The sequence below is a fragment of the Desulfuromonas versatilis genome (assembly GCF_019704135.1).
GTDB classification, from domain to species: Bacteria; Desulfobacterota; Desulfuromonadia; order Desulfuromonadales; family NIT-T3; genus Desulfuromonas_A; species Desulfuromonas_A versatilis.
Window position 1 is genome coordinate 4,157,753 of sequence record NZ_AP024355.1, and the last position, 14,440, is coordinate 4,172,192.

12 protein-coding genes are annotated in these 14,440 nt (G+C 64.5%); 11 read left to right on the forward strand and 1 reads right to left on the reverse strand.

What is annotated here, in order from left to right:
- The first annotated feature begins 92 nt into the window (after positions 1 to 92).
- The 10 genes from DESUT3_RS18780 to DESUT3_RS18825 all read left to right on the forward strand — a co-directional run bounded on the left by DESUT3_RS18780 (position 93) and on the right by DESUT3_RS18825 (position 10,754).
- Complete coding sequence (locus tag DESUT3_RS18780) at positions 93 to 2,627, forward strand: chemotaxis protein CheA (RefSeq protein ID WP_225911562.1); 2,535 nt, start codon at positions 93 to 95, stop codon at positions 2,625 to 2,627.
- 78 nt (positions 2,628 to 2,705) lie between these two features.
- Positions 2,706 to 3,224: a chemotaxis protein CheW gene (locus tag DESUT3_RS18785; RefSeq protein ID WP_221250030.1), complete on the forward strand. Its 519-nt coding sequence runs from the start codon at positions 2,706 to 2,708 to the stop codon at positions 3,222 to 3,224.
- Positions 3,225 to 3,282: 58 nt separating this feature from the next.
- Positions 3,283 to 5,100, forward strand: a complete 1,818-nt coding sequence (locus tag DESUT3_RS18790) for a methyl-accepting chemotaxis protein (protein WP_221250031.1) — start codon at positions 3,283 to 3,285, stop codon at positions 5,098 to 5,100.
- A 41-nt stretch (positions 5,101 to 5,141) separates the two neighbouring features.
- On the forward strand, positions 5,142 to 5,984 hold the full coding sequence (locus tag DESUT3_RS18795; RefSeq protein WP_221250032.1) for a CheR family methyltransferase: 843 nt from the start codon (positions 5,142 to 5,144) through the stop codon (positions 5,982 to 5,984).
- The gene (locus tag DESUT3_RS18800) at positions 5,984 to 7,042 is read left to right on the forward strand and encodes a protein-glutamate methylesterase/protein-glutamine glutaminase (protein WP_221250033.1); all 1,059 of its coding nucleotides are present in this window, start codon (positions 5,984 to 5,986) and stop codon (positions 7,040 to 7,042) included. Before DESUT3_RS18795 ends, DESUT3_RS18800 begins: the two co-directional genes overlap by 1 nt.
- Positions 7,039 to 7,524, forward strand: a complete 486-nt coding sequence (locus tag DESUT3_RS18805) for a chemotaxis protein CheD (RefSeq protein ID WP_221250034.1) — start codon at positions 7,039 to 7,041, stop codon at positions 7,522 to 7,524. Before DESUT3_RS18800 ends, DESUT3_RS18805 begins: the two co-directional genes overlap by 4 nt.
- 14 nt (positions 7,525 to 7,538) lie before the next feature.
- The gene (locus DESUT3_RS18810; RefSeq protein WP_221250035.1) at positions 7,539 to 8,405 is read left to right on the forward strand and encodes an HDOD domain-containing protein; all 867 of its coding nucleotides are present in this window, start codon (positions 7,539 to 7,541) and stop codon (positions 8,403 to 8,405) included.
- A gap of 258 nt (positions 8,406 to 8,663) precedes the next feature.
- On the forward strand, positions 8,664 to 9,035 hold the full coding sequence (locus DESUT3_RS18815; RefSeq protein ID WP_221250036.1) for a response regulator: 372 nt from the start codon (positions 8,664 to 8,666) through the stop codon (positions 9,033 to 9,035).
- Between the two features lie 90 nt (positions 9,036 to 9,125).
- Complete coding sequence (locus DESUT3_RS18820; protein ID WP_221250037.1) at positions 9,126 to 9,581, forward strand: chemotaxis protein CheX; 456 nt, start codon at positions 9,126 to 9,128, stop codon at positions 9,579 to 9,581.
- 12 nt (positions 9,582 to 9,593) lie between these two features.
- On the forward strand, positions 9,594 to 10,754 hold the full coding sequence (locus tag DESUT3_RS18825; protein WP_221250038.1) for a chemotaxis protein CheX: 1,161 nt from the start codon (positions 9,594 to 9,596) through the stop codon (positions 10,752 to 10,754).
- 127 nt (positions 10,755 to 10,881) lie between these two features.
- Here DESUT3_RS18825 and DESUT3_RS18830 read toward each other — a convergent pair whose 3' ends face one another.
- On the reverse strand, positions 10,882 to 12,330 hold the full coding sequence (locus tag DESUT3_RS18830; RefSeq protein WP_221250039.1) for a sigma-54-dependent transcriptional regulator: 1,449 nt from the start codon (positions 12,328 to 12,330) through the stop codon (positions 10,882 to 10,884).
- 308 nt (positions 12,331 to 12,638) lie between these two features.
- Here DESUT3_RS18830 and DESUT3_RS18835 point away from each other — a divergent pair, with 308 nt between their 5' ends.
- Entirely contained in the window at positions 12,639 to 14,276 is a 1,638-nt protein-coding gene (locus tag DESUT3_RS18835; protein WP_221250040.1) for a sensor histidine kinase, read from the forward strand.
- Positions 14,277 to 14,440: the final 164 nt, after the last annotated feature.

The following is a 14,440-nucleotide window of genomic DNA, read 5'->3' on the forward strand; positions in this document are numbered from 1 at the left end:
CAAGGAAATTCGCCGGCTTGCTCCCGGTCCTCGGAGCGTTTCATTTTTTCGCAAAGATAAATCCGTCCAACGGAGCAAAACTGGTGCGAAATTTGAAACCAAATGACGAGCATCTTACGGTTGTCCGCCAGGAGCAGATCTCGGAAACCCGACAGCCGGCTCCCGCAGACGACGACAAGACCCGAGGGGACATCATGAGCGACGCCATTTCTGACGACCAGATTGAAATCATCCAGGATTTCATCCAGGAGAGCCGGGACATGATCGACCAGCTCGAGCCCATCATCATCGAGCTGGGCCAGAGCTGCCAGGGAGGCAACTGCTGGGAGATCATGGACTGCACCAACAGCGACTGCCCCCGCCATGGCCAGGACCTGCAGAAGCCCTGCTGGCTGGATGTCGGCTACCTGGGCGAAGGCCTCGGCACTTGCCTGGCCGCAAGCTGTGCCCAGGATTGCCTGACCTGCAAGGTCTTTCGCAAGACCAACGGCAACCAGGAGACGATGAACGCCATCTTCCGGCTGTTCCACTCCATGAAGGGCAGCGCCAGCTTTCTCGACCTGGGGCACATCGCCAGCGTCGCCCACGCCGCCGAGAGCCTGCTGGATCTGATCCGCTCGGGAAAAATCCGGATGGACCCTTCCCACGTCGAGCTTCTCTGCCTGGCCTGCGATTTCGCCAAGGAAGCCCTCGACCTGGTGGAAACAGACTTCAACGACCAGGGCATGGCCGAGCGGGCCGAGGCCATCACCGCCCGCCTCAAGGCGGCGGCGCGCCTGGCCCAGCAGCTGATCCTCGACGCCGGAGCCCCAGCCGCCCCTGCGGAATACGCGGCGGACTCCGTCGCCCCGGCCCCGGAAGCAGAGAATTGTGGCGTGTTCGAGATATCGCCGGAAATGGCCGAACGCTTCGTCCAGGAAGCCGACGAACTGCTGCAAAGCACCGAGCAGGGGCTGCTCGCCTGGGCCGAGGCGCCGGGCGACCAGGAACCGCTCTCCGGGCTGTTCCGCAGCATGCACAGCTTCAAAGGGAACTGCGGTTTCTTCGGCCTGGCGGACCTGGAAAGGCTCAGTCACCAGATGGAAACCCTCCTCCAGGAGGCCAGGGACGCGGGCGGCGCCGGCAGCGGCACCCTGGCCGAAACCCTGCTCGACATGCTCGACGTGCTGCGCGTGGCGGTGGCTGACATCTCCCAGGGCGGCGAGGGACGCATCGACGACCTGGAGAAACACCTGGCCAGGCTTGCCGACCTGCCACCCGCGGACGATACGCTCACCAGCGCCGAACCAAGCCCCCCGCAGGAAGCGCCTCCCCAGGCCCCTGCCCTGCGCCCCGCCACCCCTACGGCCAAGCCGCCCATCGCTGCCCAGCCGGGTCCGGGGGCCGCAGGGAAGGACCCCGGAGCCAACGGCGCAGGGACACCGGGCAAGGGGGCCATCAAGCGCCAGGACATCCGCGTCGACCTGGAAAAGCTCGACCGCCTGATCAACCTGATCGGCGAGATGGTCATCGCCGAGAACATGCTGATCCACAACCCCGACCTTGAAGGGCTCGAGCTGGAGAACTTCCACCGCGCCGGGCAGCAGATGAGCAAGCTGGTGCGCGAGCTGCAGGAAGTCGCCATGATCATCCGCATGATCCCGGTGTCGGGGCTGTTCCGCCGGATGATCCGCCTGGTGCACGACCTGGCCGTCAAATCGGGCAAGAAGGTGGAGCTCAAGCTCTCAGGCGAGGAGACCGAGCTGGACAAGACGGTCATCGAGACCATCACCGACCCGCTGGTCCACCTGCTGCGCAACGCCATGGATCACGGCCTGGAGCCCCCCGAGGAGCGCCGGGCGGCGGGCAAGCCCGAAAAGGGCGAAGTCCGGCTTTCGGCCCGTCACGAGGAAGGGGAGGTCTGGATCACCCTGGAGGATGACGGGCGCGGCCTGAACCGGGACAAGATCATCGCCAAGGCGATCAGCAAGGGCCTGATCGAGGGGGACGGCGCGGAGCTTTCCGACAAGGCGGTGGCCAACCTGATTTTCCAGCCCGGCTTTTCCACCGCCGACAAGGTCACCGACGTGTCGGGGCGCGGCGTGGGCATGGACGTGGTCAAGCAGAACATCGAAAAGATCAAGGGGAAGATCGAACTGCAGAGCACCCCGGGCAAAGGCAGCCGCTTCATCCTGCGCATCCCGCTGACCCTCGGGATCATAGACGGAATGATGGTGCGGGTCGGCGATTCGCGCTGCATCGTGCCGACCCTGGCCATCCGCGAGGCCTTCCGCCCGCTCTCCGAGGCCATCACCCGCACCGCCGACGGCCTGGAGATCGTGCGGGTGCGGGACAATTTCTACCCCATCACCCGGCTGCACCAGATCCTGAAAAAAACCCCGGACTCGGAGCGGCTCGAAGACGGCATCCTGATCGTGCTCGAATACCAGGAGACCGGCATCGCTCTGCTGGTGGACGAAATCCTCGGTCAGCAGCAGACCGTCATCAAGGGGCTCTCGAACTTCATCGGCAACGTCCGCTGGGCCTCGGGCTGCACCATTCTCGGTGACGGCGAGGTCTGCCTGATCCTCGATGTCGGCCACATCGTCGAGGCCACCGAGGGGACCCGGGAGGCCATGGCCAGCTGAGCCGGGGCAACCGGGAAAGAATTTCATAAAGCACGAAAACCGCATCCGGCCGCGGCCGAAGCAATCAAGGAGATCAGCATGACCGAAGTCAAGGAGAAAACTCTGGACCGCGAGGCGTTCGCCGCCGAAGAGGAGGACACCCTCGACGGCAAGTTTCTCACCTTCCACCTTGCCGGCGAGGATTACGGGATCGAGATCCGCTACGTCACCGAAATCATCGGCATCCAGAAGATCACCGAGGTGCCCGACCTGGCCGATTGCGTCAAGGGGGTCATCAACCTGCGCGGCAAGGTCATTCCGGTGATGGACGTGCGGCTGCGCTTCGGCCTGCCGGCGCGGGAGTACGATGACCGCACCTGCATCGTCGTGGTCGAAATCGACGAGACCGCCGTGGGCCTGGTGGTGGACAAAGTCAACGAGGTCTCCCAGATTCCCGCCGCCAATATCGAGCCGCCACCCCGCACCGGCCGCGAGAGTGGTCGTTACATCCAGGGGATGGGCAAGATCGAGGACAAGGTGAAGATCCTGCTGGACGTCAACCGCCTGCTCTTCGCCGATGAGCTGCAGGCCCTGGGTGAACTGGCCCAGACGGCCTGAGTGAACTTCCCGCCAGGCGCTGCCGCAAGCTACGAAGCATCTCTTTGGAGGCACAACCATGAACTGGACGATCAGTAAGAAAATGCTGGTCATGGCGGCGGTGGTGCTGGTCGGCCTGGGCACCGTCTCGGGGCTCTCCTTCCGCACCAACAGCGCCATCGAAGCCACCTTTGCCGAACTGGACCGCCGCTCGCAGGAGATCGCCGCTCTCGACGGCATGGAGACCGACCTGCTGCGGCTGCGGCTGGCAGTCATGGAGTTCATCGATGCCGGCAAAGGCGGCAGCGACTCCCGAGGGGATCAGACCACCATCGAGGCGACCGCGGCCAGGCTTCGAGAAACGGCGGGTTCGCTCGGCGCGATGGCCGACAACGACAACGACAACGAGCGCCGCCTGGCCGAAGCTTTGCAGAAGGAGACCGAGGGCATTACTGCGGCGAGCCTGGAGCTGGTCTCGTTGGTGGAAAGCGGCGCCCCCTGGGAGCAGATCAACAACCTCGACATGCGGATCGACCGCTACGGCGAGGCCAGCGTCAAGCAACTCGGCGGCTTCGCCAGCGAGATCCGCGGCGAGGTGGCTGCCGCCCAGCAGGCCATGCGCGGCGGCATCGCCCAGGGGGCCACGCTGACCTGGGTGGTGGGCCTGGCCTGCCTGGCGATTCTCGGCAGCGCCTTCTTCCTGCTGGCCCGGGGGATCATCGGGCCCCTGCGCCGGGCCGGGGAGATGTTGAAAAAAATCGAAGGCGGCCATCTCGATATGCGCCTGCACCAGGCCGGCAGCGACGAGATCGCCCAGCTGGGGCGCACCCTCGACGCCTTCGCCGAGAGCCTGCAGCAGGAGGTGGTGGTCCCCCTGCAACAGCTGGCAGCGGGCGACCTGACCTTCAAGGCTGTGCCCCGCGACGGTGAAGATCTGCTGCGCGGGGCCCTGCAGAAGCTGGGCGTCGACCTGCGCGAGATGTTGGGGCAGATCCAGGAGGCCGGCCAGCAGATCGCATCGGGATCGGCCCAGGTGGCCGACGCCAGCCAGTCCCTCTCCCAGGGAGCCACCGAATCGGCGGCCTCACTGGAGGAGGTATCCAGCTCGCTCAACGAAATGACCAGCCAGGTCGCCGATACCGCCGAAAACGCAGACCAGGCCAGCCGTCTCGCAGGCGAAGTGCAGCTGGCCGCTGAACTGGGCAACGCTCACGTGCAGAACATGGCCGGCGCCATGGCCGAGATCAACCAGGCCAGCCGGGAGATTTCCAAGATCATCAAGGTGATCGACGAGATCGCCTTCCAGACCAACCTGCTGGCCCTCAACGCGGCGGTGGAGGCGGCCCGGGCGGGCCAGCACGGCAAGGGGTTCGCGGTGGTCGCCGAGGAGGTGCGCAGCCTGGCCGCCCGCAGCGCCAAGGCGGCCAAGGAGACCGAAACGCTGATTGCCGGCTCGCTGCAGAAGATGGCGCGCGGCACCGAGATCGCCGACCAGACCGGCGCCGCCCTGCAGAAGATCGTCGCCGGGGTCGGCCAGGTGACCCAGTTGGTCGGCGAAATCGCCACCGCGACCAAGGAGCAGGCCCAGGGGCTTGGCGAATGCAACCACGGGCTTGGTCAAATCGACCAGGTTACCCAGCAGACCACCGCCAACGCCGAGCAGAGCGCCGCAACCTCCGAGGAGCTGTCCCGGCAGGCGGAACGCCTGAGGCAGATGCTGGTGCGCTTCAAGCTGGCCAAGACCCTGCGCGCGAGCCAGCCGAGCGCCGCTCCCAAGCCCCAGGCGGCGCCCGCCGCGCCTTTTGCCTGGGGCGGCGCCCTCAAGGAAGCCATACCGAGCAAGAACCCGGCGCCGGTGGCCATCGCCCTCGACGACGAGGAATTCGGCAGGTACTGATCCCCCCGTGGTTGGGGGACCTCCAGACCAGGGACGGTAGAATGAACGATTACCTGATGCCCATCAGCGACCAGGAGTTTCAGCTGATGCGCGAATTGATCTACAAACGCTTCGGCATCAACCTCACCGAGCAGAAGCGCTCGCTGCTGGTCAGTCGCCTGCAGAAGCTCATCCGGGGCTCGGGGTTTGCCGGCTTCCGGGATTACTACGAGCACCTGGTCAATGACCGCAGCGAGGAGGCCCTGGGCCAGCTTGTCGACCGCGTCTCGACCAACCACACCTTTTTCAACCGGGAAAAAGACCACTTCGAATATTTCAGCAACACCGCCCTGCCCGCGGTGGTTGGCGCGCTGGAGAAATCCGGCAGCCGGGATCTGCGCATCTGGTGCGCCGGCTGCTCAAGCGGCGAGGAAGCCTACATGCTGCTGATGCTGCTGCGCGAGTTCTTCGGTTCGGATTACGGTCGGTGGGAGGCGGGGCTGCTGGCCACCGACATCTCCCACCGGGCTCTGACCACGGCCCGGGCCGGGATCTATCCCGACGAACGGATGGACTCGCTCCCCGACCAGCTGCGCAGCCGCTACTTTCGGCGCCGGGCCCCCGGCAGCTGGGAGGTGAGGGATGAGCTGCGCCGCGAGGCCACTTTCCGGCGCTTCAACCTGATGAACCAGGTCTTCCCCTTCAAAAAACCCTTTCACATCATTTTCTGCCGCAACGTCATGATCTATTTCGACCAGCCGACCCGCGACGGCCTCGTCGCGCGCTTCCACCGGCATACCGCACCCGGCGGCTACCTGTTCATCGGCCACTCGGAAACCCTCGGCCGCAACCAGGACCTCTTCAACTACCTGCAGCCGGCGACCTACCAGAGGAGGGCCACCTGATGGAGCGCAAAATCCGCGTGCTGATCGTCGACGACTCGGCGCTGGTGCGCCAGGTACTGGCCCAGGGCCTGGCCCTCGACCCGGCGCTGGAGGTTCTCCCCCCGGCCGCTGACCCCTTCGAGGCCCGCGACCGCATCCAGGCCTATCAGCCCGACGTCATGACCCTCGACGTCGAAATGCCGAAAATGGACGGCCTGAAATTCCTGCGGCGGCTGATGCCGCAGCATCCCTTGCCGGTGGTGATGGTCAGTTCGCTGACCGAAAAGGGCAAGCAGGTCACCCTCGACTGCCTCGAAGCGGGCGCCGTCGATTTCGTCCACAAACCCACCACCGGCCTGAACGGGCTCAACAGCATGCTCGGTGAACTGCGGGCCAAGGTCAGGATCGCCTCCACCGCCAATGTCTCCCACTGGAAGGACCGCCGCGACCAACTCTACGCCCATTTCGGGCGCCAGCCGGCGACCAGCTTTCCCGATGCCGCCCGCAGGCTGATCGCCATCGGCGCCTCCACCGGCGGCACCGAGGCGATCAAGGCCGTTATCACCCGGCTCCCCGCCGACATGCCGGGGATCGTCATCGTCCAGCACATGCCCGCGGGATTCACCAAGATGTTCGCCGATCGCCTCAACCAGCTCTGCGCCATGAGCGTCAAGGAGGCGCGCACCGGCGATCGCGTGGTGCCCGGCCAGGTGCTGATCGCCCCGGGAGGCCTGCAGATGCGGGTGGCGCGGGTGGACGGGCAGCTGATCGTCAACTGCAACCCCGGGCCGACGGTCAGCGGCCACTGCCCGTCGGTGGACGTCCTGCTGCAATCGGTAGCCCGCGCGGCGGGAGCGGAGGCCACCGGCGTGGTGCTCACCGGCATGGGCGCCGACGGCGCCGACGGCCTGCTGGAGATGCGCCGGACCGGGGCGCGAACCCTGGCCCAGGACGAAGCCAGCTCGGTGGTCTTCGGCATGCCCCGCGTGGCCTACGAACGCGGTGGCGCCGAGAGGCTGCTCCCCATTGATCAGATCGGCCCGGCCCTGGTCAGGTTGGCCGGGGAGAAGCGACAATGAGCAACCTCATTCTCGGCATCGGCGACCTTGGAGCCTCCAACACGCCGGGCACGGTGATCAAAACCTTCGCCCTCGGCTCCTGCGTGGCGGTGGTGCTGCTCGACCCGCGCACCCGCACCATCGGCATGGCCCATGTGGCCCTGCCCGATTCCAAGGTCAACCCGACCCGAGCCCAGGAGCGCCCCGGCTATTTCGCCGATTCGGCCATCCCCAACCTGCTGCGCGAAATGGGCCGTCTCGGCGCCACCAACCCCCAGGGGCTGTACGCCAAACTGGCCGGCGGCGCTTCGATCATGGACCAGAACGCCACCTTCAACATCGGCAGGCGCAACCTCGAAGCGGTGCGGAGCCTCCTTGCCCGGCTGGGCATCCGCACCGTGGGCGAGGACGTGGGCGGCACCATCAGCCGCACCGTTTCGCTCTCGGTCAACACCGGCAAACTGACCCTGGCCTCCCCCGGGCGGCCGGACTGGGAAATCTAGGCAGGAGGAGCGACATGCTCGACCCGATCAAGCAGATGAAAATCGAGAAGGCCATCCGGCGGGCTCCGATGCTTTCCCCCAGCACGCTCAAGGTCCTGGAGCTCACCTCCGGGCCAGACCCGGACCTGGACGAGATCATCCACATCGTGCGCCATGACGCCCCCCTGACCGCCCGCCTGCTGCGGGTGGTCAACTCGGCCGCCTTCGGTCTGCTCAAGGAGGTCACCTCGGTGGAGCGGGCGGTCACCTACCTGGGGATCCGCACCGTGGTCAGCACCGCCTTGGCAACCAACCTCTCCGCCCTCTACGATAAGCCGCTCGAGGGGTACGAGAGCGAGAAAGGGTCGCTCTGGGATCACAGCCTGTTCTGCGCCCTGGCCAGCCGCGCCATCGCCCAGCGGGCCAGGGGAGAGCTATCCGCGGACACCGCCTTTACCGCGGGGTTGCTTCACGACATCGGCAAGGCGGTCATCTCGGAGCTGCTTCAGGGAAGCACCAAAAACATCCTGGACCAGCTCGATGAAGGGGCCGTGGAAGACTACCTGAGCGCGGAACGATCCCTGGTGGGAATGGACCACGCCCAGGTCGGCCAGTTGCTGGCCAAAACCTGGAAGATTCCACCCTCGCTTCAGGAGCCGATTCTGCACCATCACCGCCCCGGGCGGGCGGCAGAGGCCCAGCAGCCCCTGACCCATGCGGTGCACCTGGGAGACATCCTGGCCATGATGGGCGGCCAGGGGACCGGCAGTGACAGCATGCAGTACCGGCTCGACCCCGGCTACAGCGAATATTTCGCCATCGACGAGGACGATCTGGCCCGCATATTGCTGGAAGTCACCGATGAGTTCCAGAAACTCAAAACCTCGCTGGAAAACCTCTGATCCGCAGCGGCGGGCAGGCCTTTTCACCGATGGCGACCGCTCGCGAAACCACAGCGGCTCACGCCAAGCCGCGACGAGCGCGAAGGGATGGATGGGCGCGGGTTGCGGCGGTTGGATGCACCCCACCCTCACCCTGGCCCTCTCCCTGGGGGAGAGGGGACGGTTATAAAGAGGAACTGAACAGGTTGGACTATTTGTCTTCGCGTCCTTCGCGGCTTCGCGTGAGGGCGCCTTTTTGAAAAGGAAAGGAATTCCGGAATGGGAAAGAAAGTTCTGATCATCGATGATTCCAGCACCATGCGCAAGATCGTGACCCGCTCGCTGCGTCAGGCCGGCCTCGACGTCGGCCAGATCCTCGAGGCCGGCGACGGCCAGGAGGCCCTGCAGTTGCTGGCCAAAGAGAAAGTCGACGTCATCCTCAGCGACATCAACATGCCGAACATGGACGGGCTGGAGTTTCTTCGGCAGAAGGGCGAGATCAGCCTGCTCAAGAACATCCCGGTGGTCATGATCACCACCGAAGCCGGAGCCGACGTGATCGGCGAAGCCAAGTCCCTCGGGGCGCTGGGGAGCATCAAGAAACCGTTCACCGCCGACCAGATCCAGGAAACACTGAGCAGCCTGTTCTGACCCGGAGGGCGGTCGCCCTGGGGTTTGCGGAGACGGGCTGGGGGCTGGAATGCAACCTGTTGAGCCAACCTTCGACCAGAGGTGTAATACATGAATTTCGGCCAGAATCTTATCGAGGCAACCAGGGTGGTCTTCGAAACCATGATCTGCCTGCCGCTGACCGCGGAAGAGCCGCTGCCCGAGGGCATATCCTCTTTCAACCAATCGGTGTCGGGCCTGCTCGGACTCTCCGGAGACCTGAAGGGGATGCTCTGCATCCACTGCCCCGAGGCGGTGGCCCATTCCATCACCGCCATGCTGCTGGGATGCGAAGGCGACTCCGATGAGGTGTGCGACGCCATCGGCGAAATCGCCAACATGGTGGCCGGCAACCTGAAAATGGCCTTTGCCGAAGCGGGCAAGCGGCTGGAGCTCTCCATCCCCACCGCCATCGCCGGCAAATCCTATTCGGTGAGCGCCCAAAGCGAGGGGGACAGGGTCACCGTCCCCTTCCAGGTCCCCGGCGGCCGGTTCCTGGTGGAGCTGCGTTATCATCTGTCCACCTGATGCCCGACGGTTATGAGCAAACTAGCCTTTATCGATAAATTCCTGGCCCAGGCCACGGCGGCCATCGGCGAGGAGGTCAGCGGCCTGCTCGGCCAGGAGCTGGAGTGCGGCGCCCACGCCGGGCGCTTTGCCCGCAGCGAAGAGTTCCAGGGCGCCAAGCCCGCCGCGGCGCTGACCACCATGGACGTCTCGGGCGACCGGGAAGGGAGCGCCTACCTGGTCACCGGCCTGCCCGAAGCGATCATGCTCGGCGGCACGCTGATCCTGCTGCCGGACGAAGAGCTCCAGGAGCGCATCGCCAATCAGGATTTCGACGGTGAACTGGCCGACTCCTTCGGGGAGATTGCCAACATCATCGCCGGCGTCTATACCACGGCGGCCGCCGAGGCCTTCGCCAAGAAAATCCATTTCAAGAAAACCGAGGTGCAACGGCTCGGCGTCTCCGGCTCCGCCGGGGGTGGTTCCCTGCCCTCGGGGGGCTATTACGTATCGGCCACCCAACTCAATCTCAACGGCAAGCCCCTGGGCAAGCTCGAGGCCCTGTTCCCGGTCGAACTGTTCGGGCTGGAGTTCCCTGCCCCGGCCGCCGAAAAGCAGGATGCCGCGCAGCCCGCCCAGGCCGCCACCCGGAGCAAACCCGGGGTCCAGGCCGCCGGCCAGGCGCCCGGCAGGGAGCCGCCCCCCCAAGCCGCCGCAGCGGGCACCGCGCCTGCCCGCGCCGCCACCGGGGGCGCCGCCTTCGAAACCACAGCGGGGAGTGCCCCCAGGCCATCGGCCGGGGCTGCCGGCACCGCCGCCGTGGTCCTTTGCACCGCAGCGACCCGGGACGCGGCGGAAAAATTCGCCGCCCCCCTGGAGGCCCAGGGGTGCGAGGTGCTCTGTGCGGGGGTTCAGGACAATCTGCGCCAGGAGCTGGCCGGGTACAGCGTTCAGGTGGCGTTTCTGGTGTTGAAGGAAGTCGGCGAGCAGGGCTTTGCCGCAAGCATCAAGATCAAATCGGCGGTGGGGGAAAAGGTGCCGCTGGTGGTGGCCGGGCCCCAGTGGACCCGCAGCGCGGTGCTGCAGGCGATCAAATACGGTGCCTGCGACATTCTGATGACCCCGGCGTCGGCCGAGGAGTTGCTGGAGAAGGTGCGCGCCAACAGCAAAGGCGGCCAGAAGGCCGCCTGCTGAAAGGCTCTTATTGGTCCGTGGTCCGTGGTCCGTGGTCCGTGGTCCGTGGTCCGTGGTCCGTGGTCCGTGGTCCGTGGTCCGTGGTCCGAAAATAGCAGGTTAAGCTGAGATCATTCCACGAGCAAATTCAGTTGCGCCGCTGCGGCAGGTAGCTGTCGAGCTGCTTCTTCTTGATCTTCTCGATCAGCGTGGTGCGTTTGAGGTTGAGCAGCTTGGCGGCTTCTTTCTTGTTGCCGTCGGTGCGCGACAGGGCCTCGAGGATCAGCCGGTCCTCGAAGTCGCTGACCAGCACGTTGAAGTCGAAATTCCCGTCCTCCATCGCGGCATGAAAATCCGGGGTCGGCACCGCAGATTGCTCCGGCTCCGGCAGGATTCCGGCACCGGCATGGGCGGTGTATTTCTCGGGCAGGTCGGCGAGGCTGACCAGGCCGTCGCCGCCGTGCAGGACCACCATTCTCTGCACCAGGTTTTCCAACTCCCGCACGTTGCCCGGCCAGGCGTAGCTCTGCAGGGCCGCCAGCGCTTCGGGAGAAAACCCGCGGAGGATCTGGCGCTTGCCGCGGTTGAAGACCTGCACGAACTTCTCGATCAGCAGCGGGATGTCCGAGCGGCGCTCGCGCAGCGGCGGAATGCCCAGGGGCACCACGCTGAGCCGATAGTAGAGGTCTTCGCGGAAGCTGCCGTCGGCCACGGCCTTTTCCAGGTCTCGGTGGGTGGCGGCGACGATGCGCACATCCACCGAAACCGGCTTGACGCCGCCGACCGGCTCGAACTCCTTTTCCTGGATCACCCGCAGCAGCTTGGCCTGCAGGTTGGCCTTCATGTCGCCGATCTCGTCGAGGAACAGGGTGCCGCCGTCGGCGTACTGGATGCGTCCCATCTTCGGCTGGTTGGCGCCGGTAAAGGCGCCCTTGACGTAGCCGAAGAGCTCGCTTTCCAGCAGCTCGTCGGGGATCGCCGCACAGTTGACCGGGACGAAGTTCTTGCCGCGGCGCGGGCTCAGCGCGTGGGTGGCGCGGGCCACCAGCTCCTTGCCGGTGCCGCTTTCGCCCTGGATGAGCACGGTGCTGTTGGCGTCCTCGGCAACCTTCTCCAAAATCCGGAACATCCGCTTCATCTTGGAGGATTCGCCGATGATACCGTGGAAACCGTCACGCTTGCTGATCTTGGGGCTGCGCTTCTGCTGATAGACCAGCAGCTCGTGGTGTTCGAGGCCGCGGGCAGTGGCGATGACCGCCTCTTCGAAATCGTAAGGGGAATTGATGTAGAAAATGGCCCCGTATTTCAGGGCTTCGACGATCGACTCGCGGTCGCCGTAAGGAACGCTGACGATAGTGGCGAGTTGGGGGTTGACCGTCGGGATCTTGCGCAGCAGGTCGATCCCTTCTTTTTTTGGCCCGAAGAGGTCGGTGATGACCAGGCAGACGTCCTGCTTTTCCAGGATATCCAGGGCCTCGGTGGGGTTTTTCGCTTCCAGCACAACGCACCCGATATGTTTGCGAAGCATGACCGCCAAACCTTCTCTGGCCACTCGATCCGCATCCACCAGAAGTATGCTGCGCAAGGAATCAGACATATCACCTACCCTTTTTCATTTGAAATTCAAGCCGTTACACCTGACCGTGCACCCTGCCCGCCCGGCGTTCCCCTCCCCGAAAAGTCCCAGCATCTCCGCACCCCGCGTCCCATAACGGCAACTGTTCGATTTACCAGCGGATTCCTAAGTATAATGCCCGCGCTATAATAACCCAAATGAAAAATAAATCAATCCGTTAGTTTTCCCTGAATGAGGATGGGGCGGGAGAAAACCGCGCTTGCTTTTCCCCGATAGATCGCATACGATTAATTTTATCAAATTTGATTAAAGACCCAGGGGGGAACGGGGTGCGCCTCAAGCTGATCACCAAATACACTCTCGTCACCAGCGGCGTTCTGCTGCTGACCATGGTCGCCTTCGCGGTTATCAATGTCAAGACCCTCAAGGACGTCTTCCTGCGCGAGGCGATCCATGACGTCGATGAACTCAGCGAAACCATCATCCGCACCACCCACTACCAGATGCTCGAGGACGACCGCAAGCGGGTCTACCAGATGATCGAGGAGGTCGGCACCCAGCACGGCGTGGAGCACATCCGGCTGATCAACAAGGACGGGGTGATCAACTTTTCCACGGAAAACGCGGAAATCGGCACCCTGCTCGACAAGAACGCCGAAGCCTGCAGCATGTGCCACGCCGAGGACACCCCCCTGACTCACGCCTCGACCATGAACCGCAGCCGCATCTTCTCCGACCGCGCCGGCAAGGAAGTTCTCGGTATCGCCAAGGGGATCTACAACCAGCCCGCCTGCTATACCGCCGATTGCCACGTCCACCCCCGGGAGGCCAAGATCCTCGGCGTGCTCGACGTGATCGTTTCCCTCGAGGGGATGAAACTGCAGACCGGCGCCTACCGCGACAACATCATCGTGCTGACCTTCGTGCTGCTGCTGCTGATCATCTTGAGCCTGGTTTTGGCCACCCAGCAGTTCGTCAATCAGCCGGTCAAAAAGCTGCTCGAGCATTCCGAACACCTGGCCAGGGGCGAACTCGATCACCGCATCGAGCTGCCCGCCCGGGATGAACTCGGCGAGCTGGCCAGGTCGTTCAACGAGATGACCGGAAAACTGCAGGCGACCCGCCAGGAACTCAAACTGTGGGCCAGCACCCTGGAGACCAAGGTCGACGAGCGCACCCAGCAGATCCAGCAGATCCAGTCCAAGCTGGTCCGCTCGGAGAAACTCGCCTCGCTGGGCGAGCTGGTGGCCGGCATCGCCCATGAGATCAACAACCCGCTGACCGGCATCCTGATGTTCGCTTCGATGATCCAGAACGACGAGCGGGTCGACCCTTCGCTGCAGGACGACATGGAAATCATCGTCCGGGAAACCCAGCGCTGCGCCAACATCGTGCGCGAGCTGCTCGACTTCTCCCGCGAATCGGTGCCGCAGAAAAAACTGGAGTCGGTGACGCGGATCATGGAAAAAACCCTGGCCCTGGTCCGCCACCAGCCGGCCTTCCACGATATCGAAATCCTGCAAAATTACGGCGGGCCGCTGCCCGAGGTCATGGTCGACCCCAACCAGATCGAGCAGGTGTTCATGAATATCCTGATCAACGCCAGCCAGGCCATGCCCACCGGCGGCACCCTCAGCATCTCCACCAGGCTGCACCCGGACGGAGAATTTGTCACCACCCGCATCAGCGATACCGGATGCGGCATCCCCCCGGAGCACCTGGAGCGCATCTTCGACCCCTTCTTCACCACCAAGGGGCACAAGGGCACCGGTCTCGGCCTGTCGGTCTCCTACGGCATCGTCGAGAACCACGGCGGGCAGATCGACATCGAATCGGAGCCCGGCAGGGGGACCACCTTCAGCATCCAGCTCCCCCTGGCGCCACCCGATGCCGATTCTTCGGGACAGGACAACGCAGCCACCCCGCCGCGGCAGGACCCGGATGCAGGGCACGTCCAGGCATCCTGACTCCGCCTTGGAAAAGGCTGAACCCACCACGAAGAACACGAAGAAATGCGCCTGCAGCCTTTACCTTCGTGGCCTTCGTGTATCTTCGTGGTAAAAACACACTGCCTATCGACCCGGCCCTATCGGCGGCACCAAAAACAACGCCACCGCTGCTTGAAAGCAGC

Coding starts and splice junctions, on each gene's coding strand:
- DESUT3_RS18785 (WP_221250030.1), top strand. CDS start 2,706: ATGACCGAAGTCAAGGAGAAAACTCTGGACCGCGAGGCGTTCGCCGCC.
- DESUT3_RS18790 (WP_221250031.1), top strand. CDS start 3,283: ATGAACTGGACGATCAGTAAGAAAATGCTGGTCATGGCGGCGGTGGTG.
- DESUT3_RS18795 (WP_221250032.1), top strand. CDS start 5,142: ATGAACGATTACCTGATGCCCATCAGCGACCAGGAGTTTCAGCTGATG.
- DESUT3_RS18800 (WP_221250033.1), top strand. CDS start 5,984: ATGGAGCGCAAAATCCGCGTGCTGATCGTCGACGACTCGGCGCTGGTG.
- DESUT3_RS18805 (WP_221250034.1), top strand. CDS start 7,039: ATGAGCAACCTCATTCTCGGCATCGGCGACCTTGGAGCCTCCAACACG.
- DESUT3_RS18810 (WP_221250035.1), top strand. CDS start 7,539: ATGCTCGACCCGATCAAGCAGATGAAAATCGAGAAGGCCATCCGGCGG.
- DESUT3_RS18815 (WP_221250036.1), top strand. CDS start 8,664: ATGGGAAAGAAAGTTCTGATCATCGATGATTCCAGCACCATGCGCAAG.
- DESUT3_RS18820 (WP_221250037.1), top strand. CDS start 9,126: ATGAATTTCGGCCAGAATCTTATCGAGGCAACCAGGGTGGTCTTCGAA.
- DESUT3_RS18825 (WP_221250038.1), top strand. CDS start 9,594: ATGAGCAAACTAGCCTTTATCGATAAATTCCTGGCCCAGGCCACGGCG.
- DESUT3_RS18830 (WP_221250039.1), bottom strand. CDS start 12,330: ATGTCTGATTCCTTGCGCAGCATACTTCTGGTGGATGCGGATCGAGTG.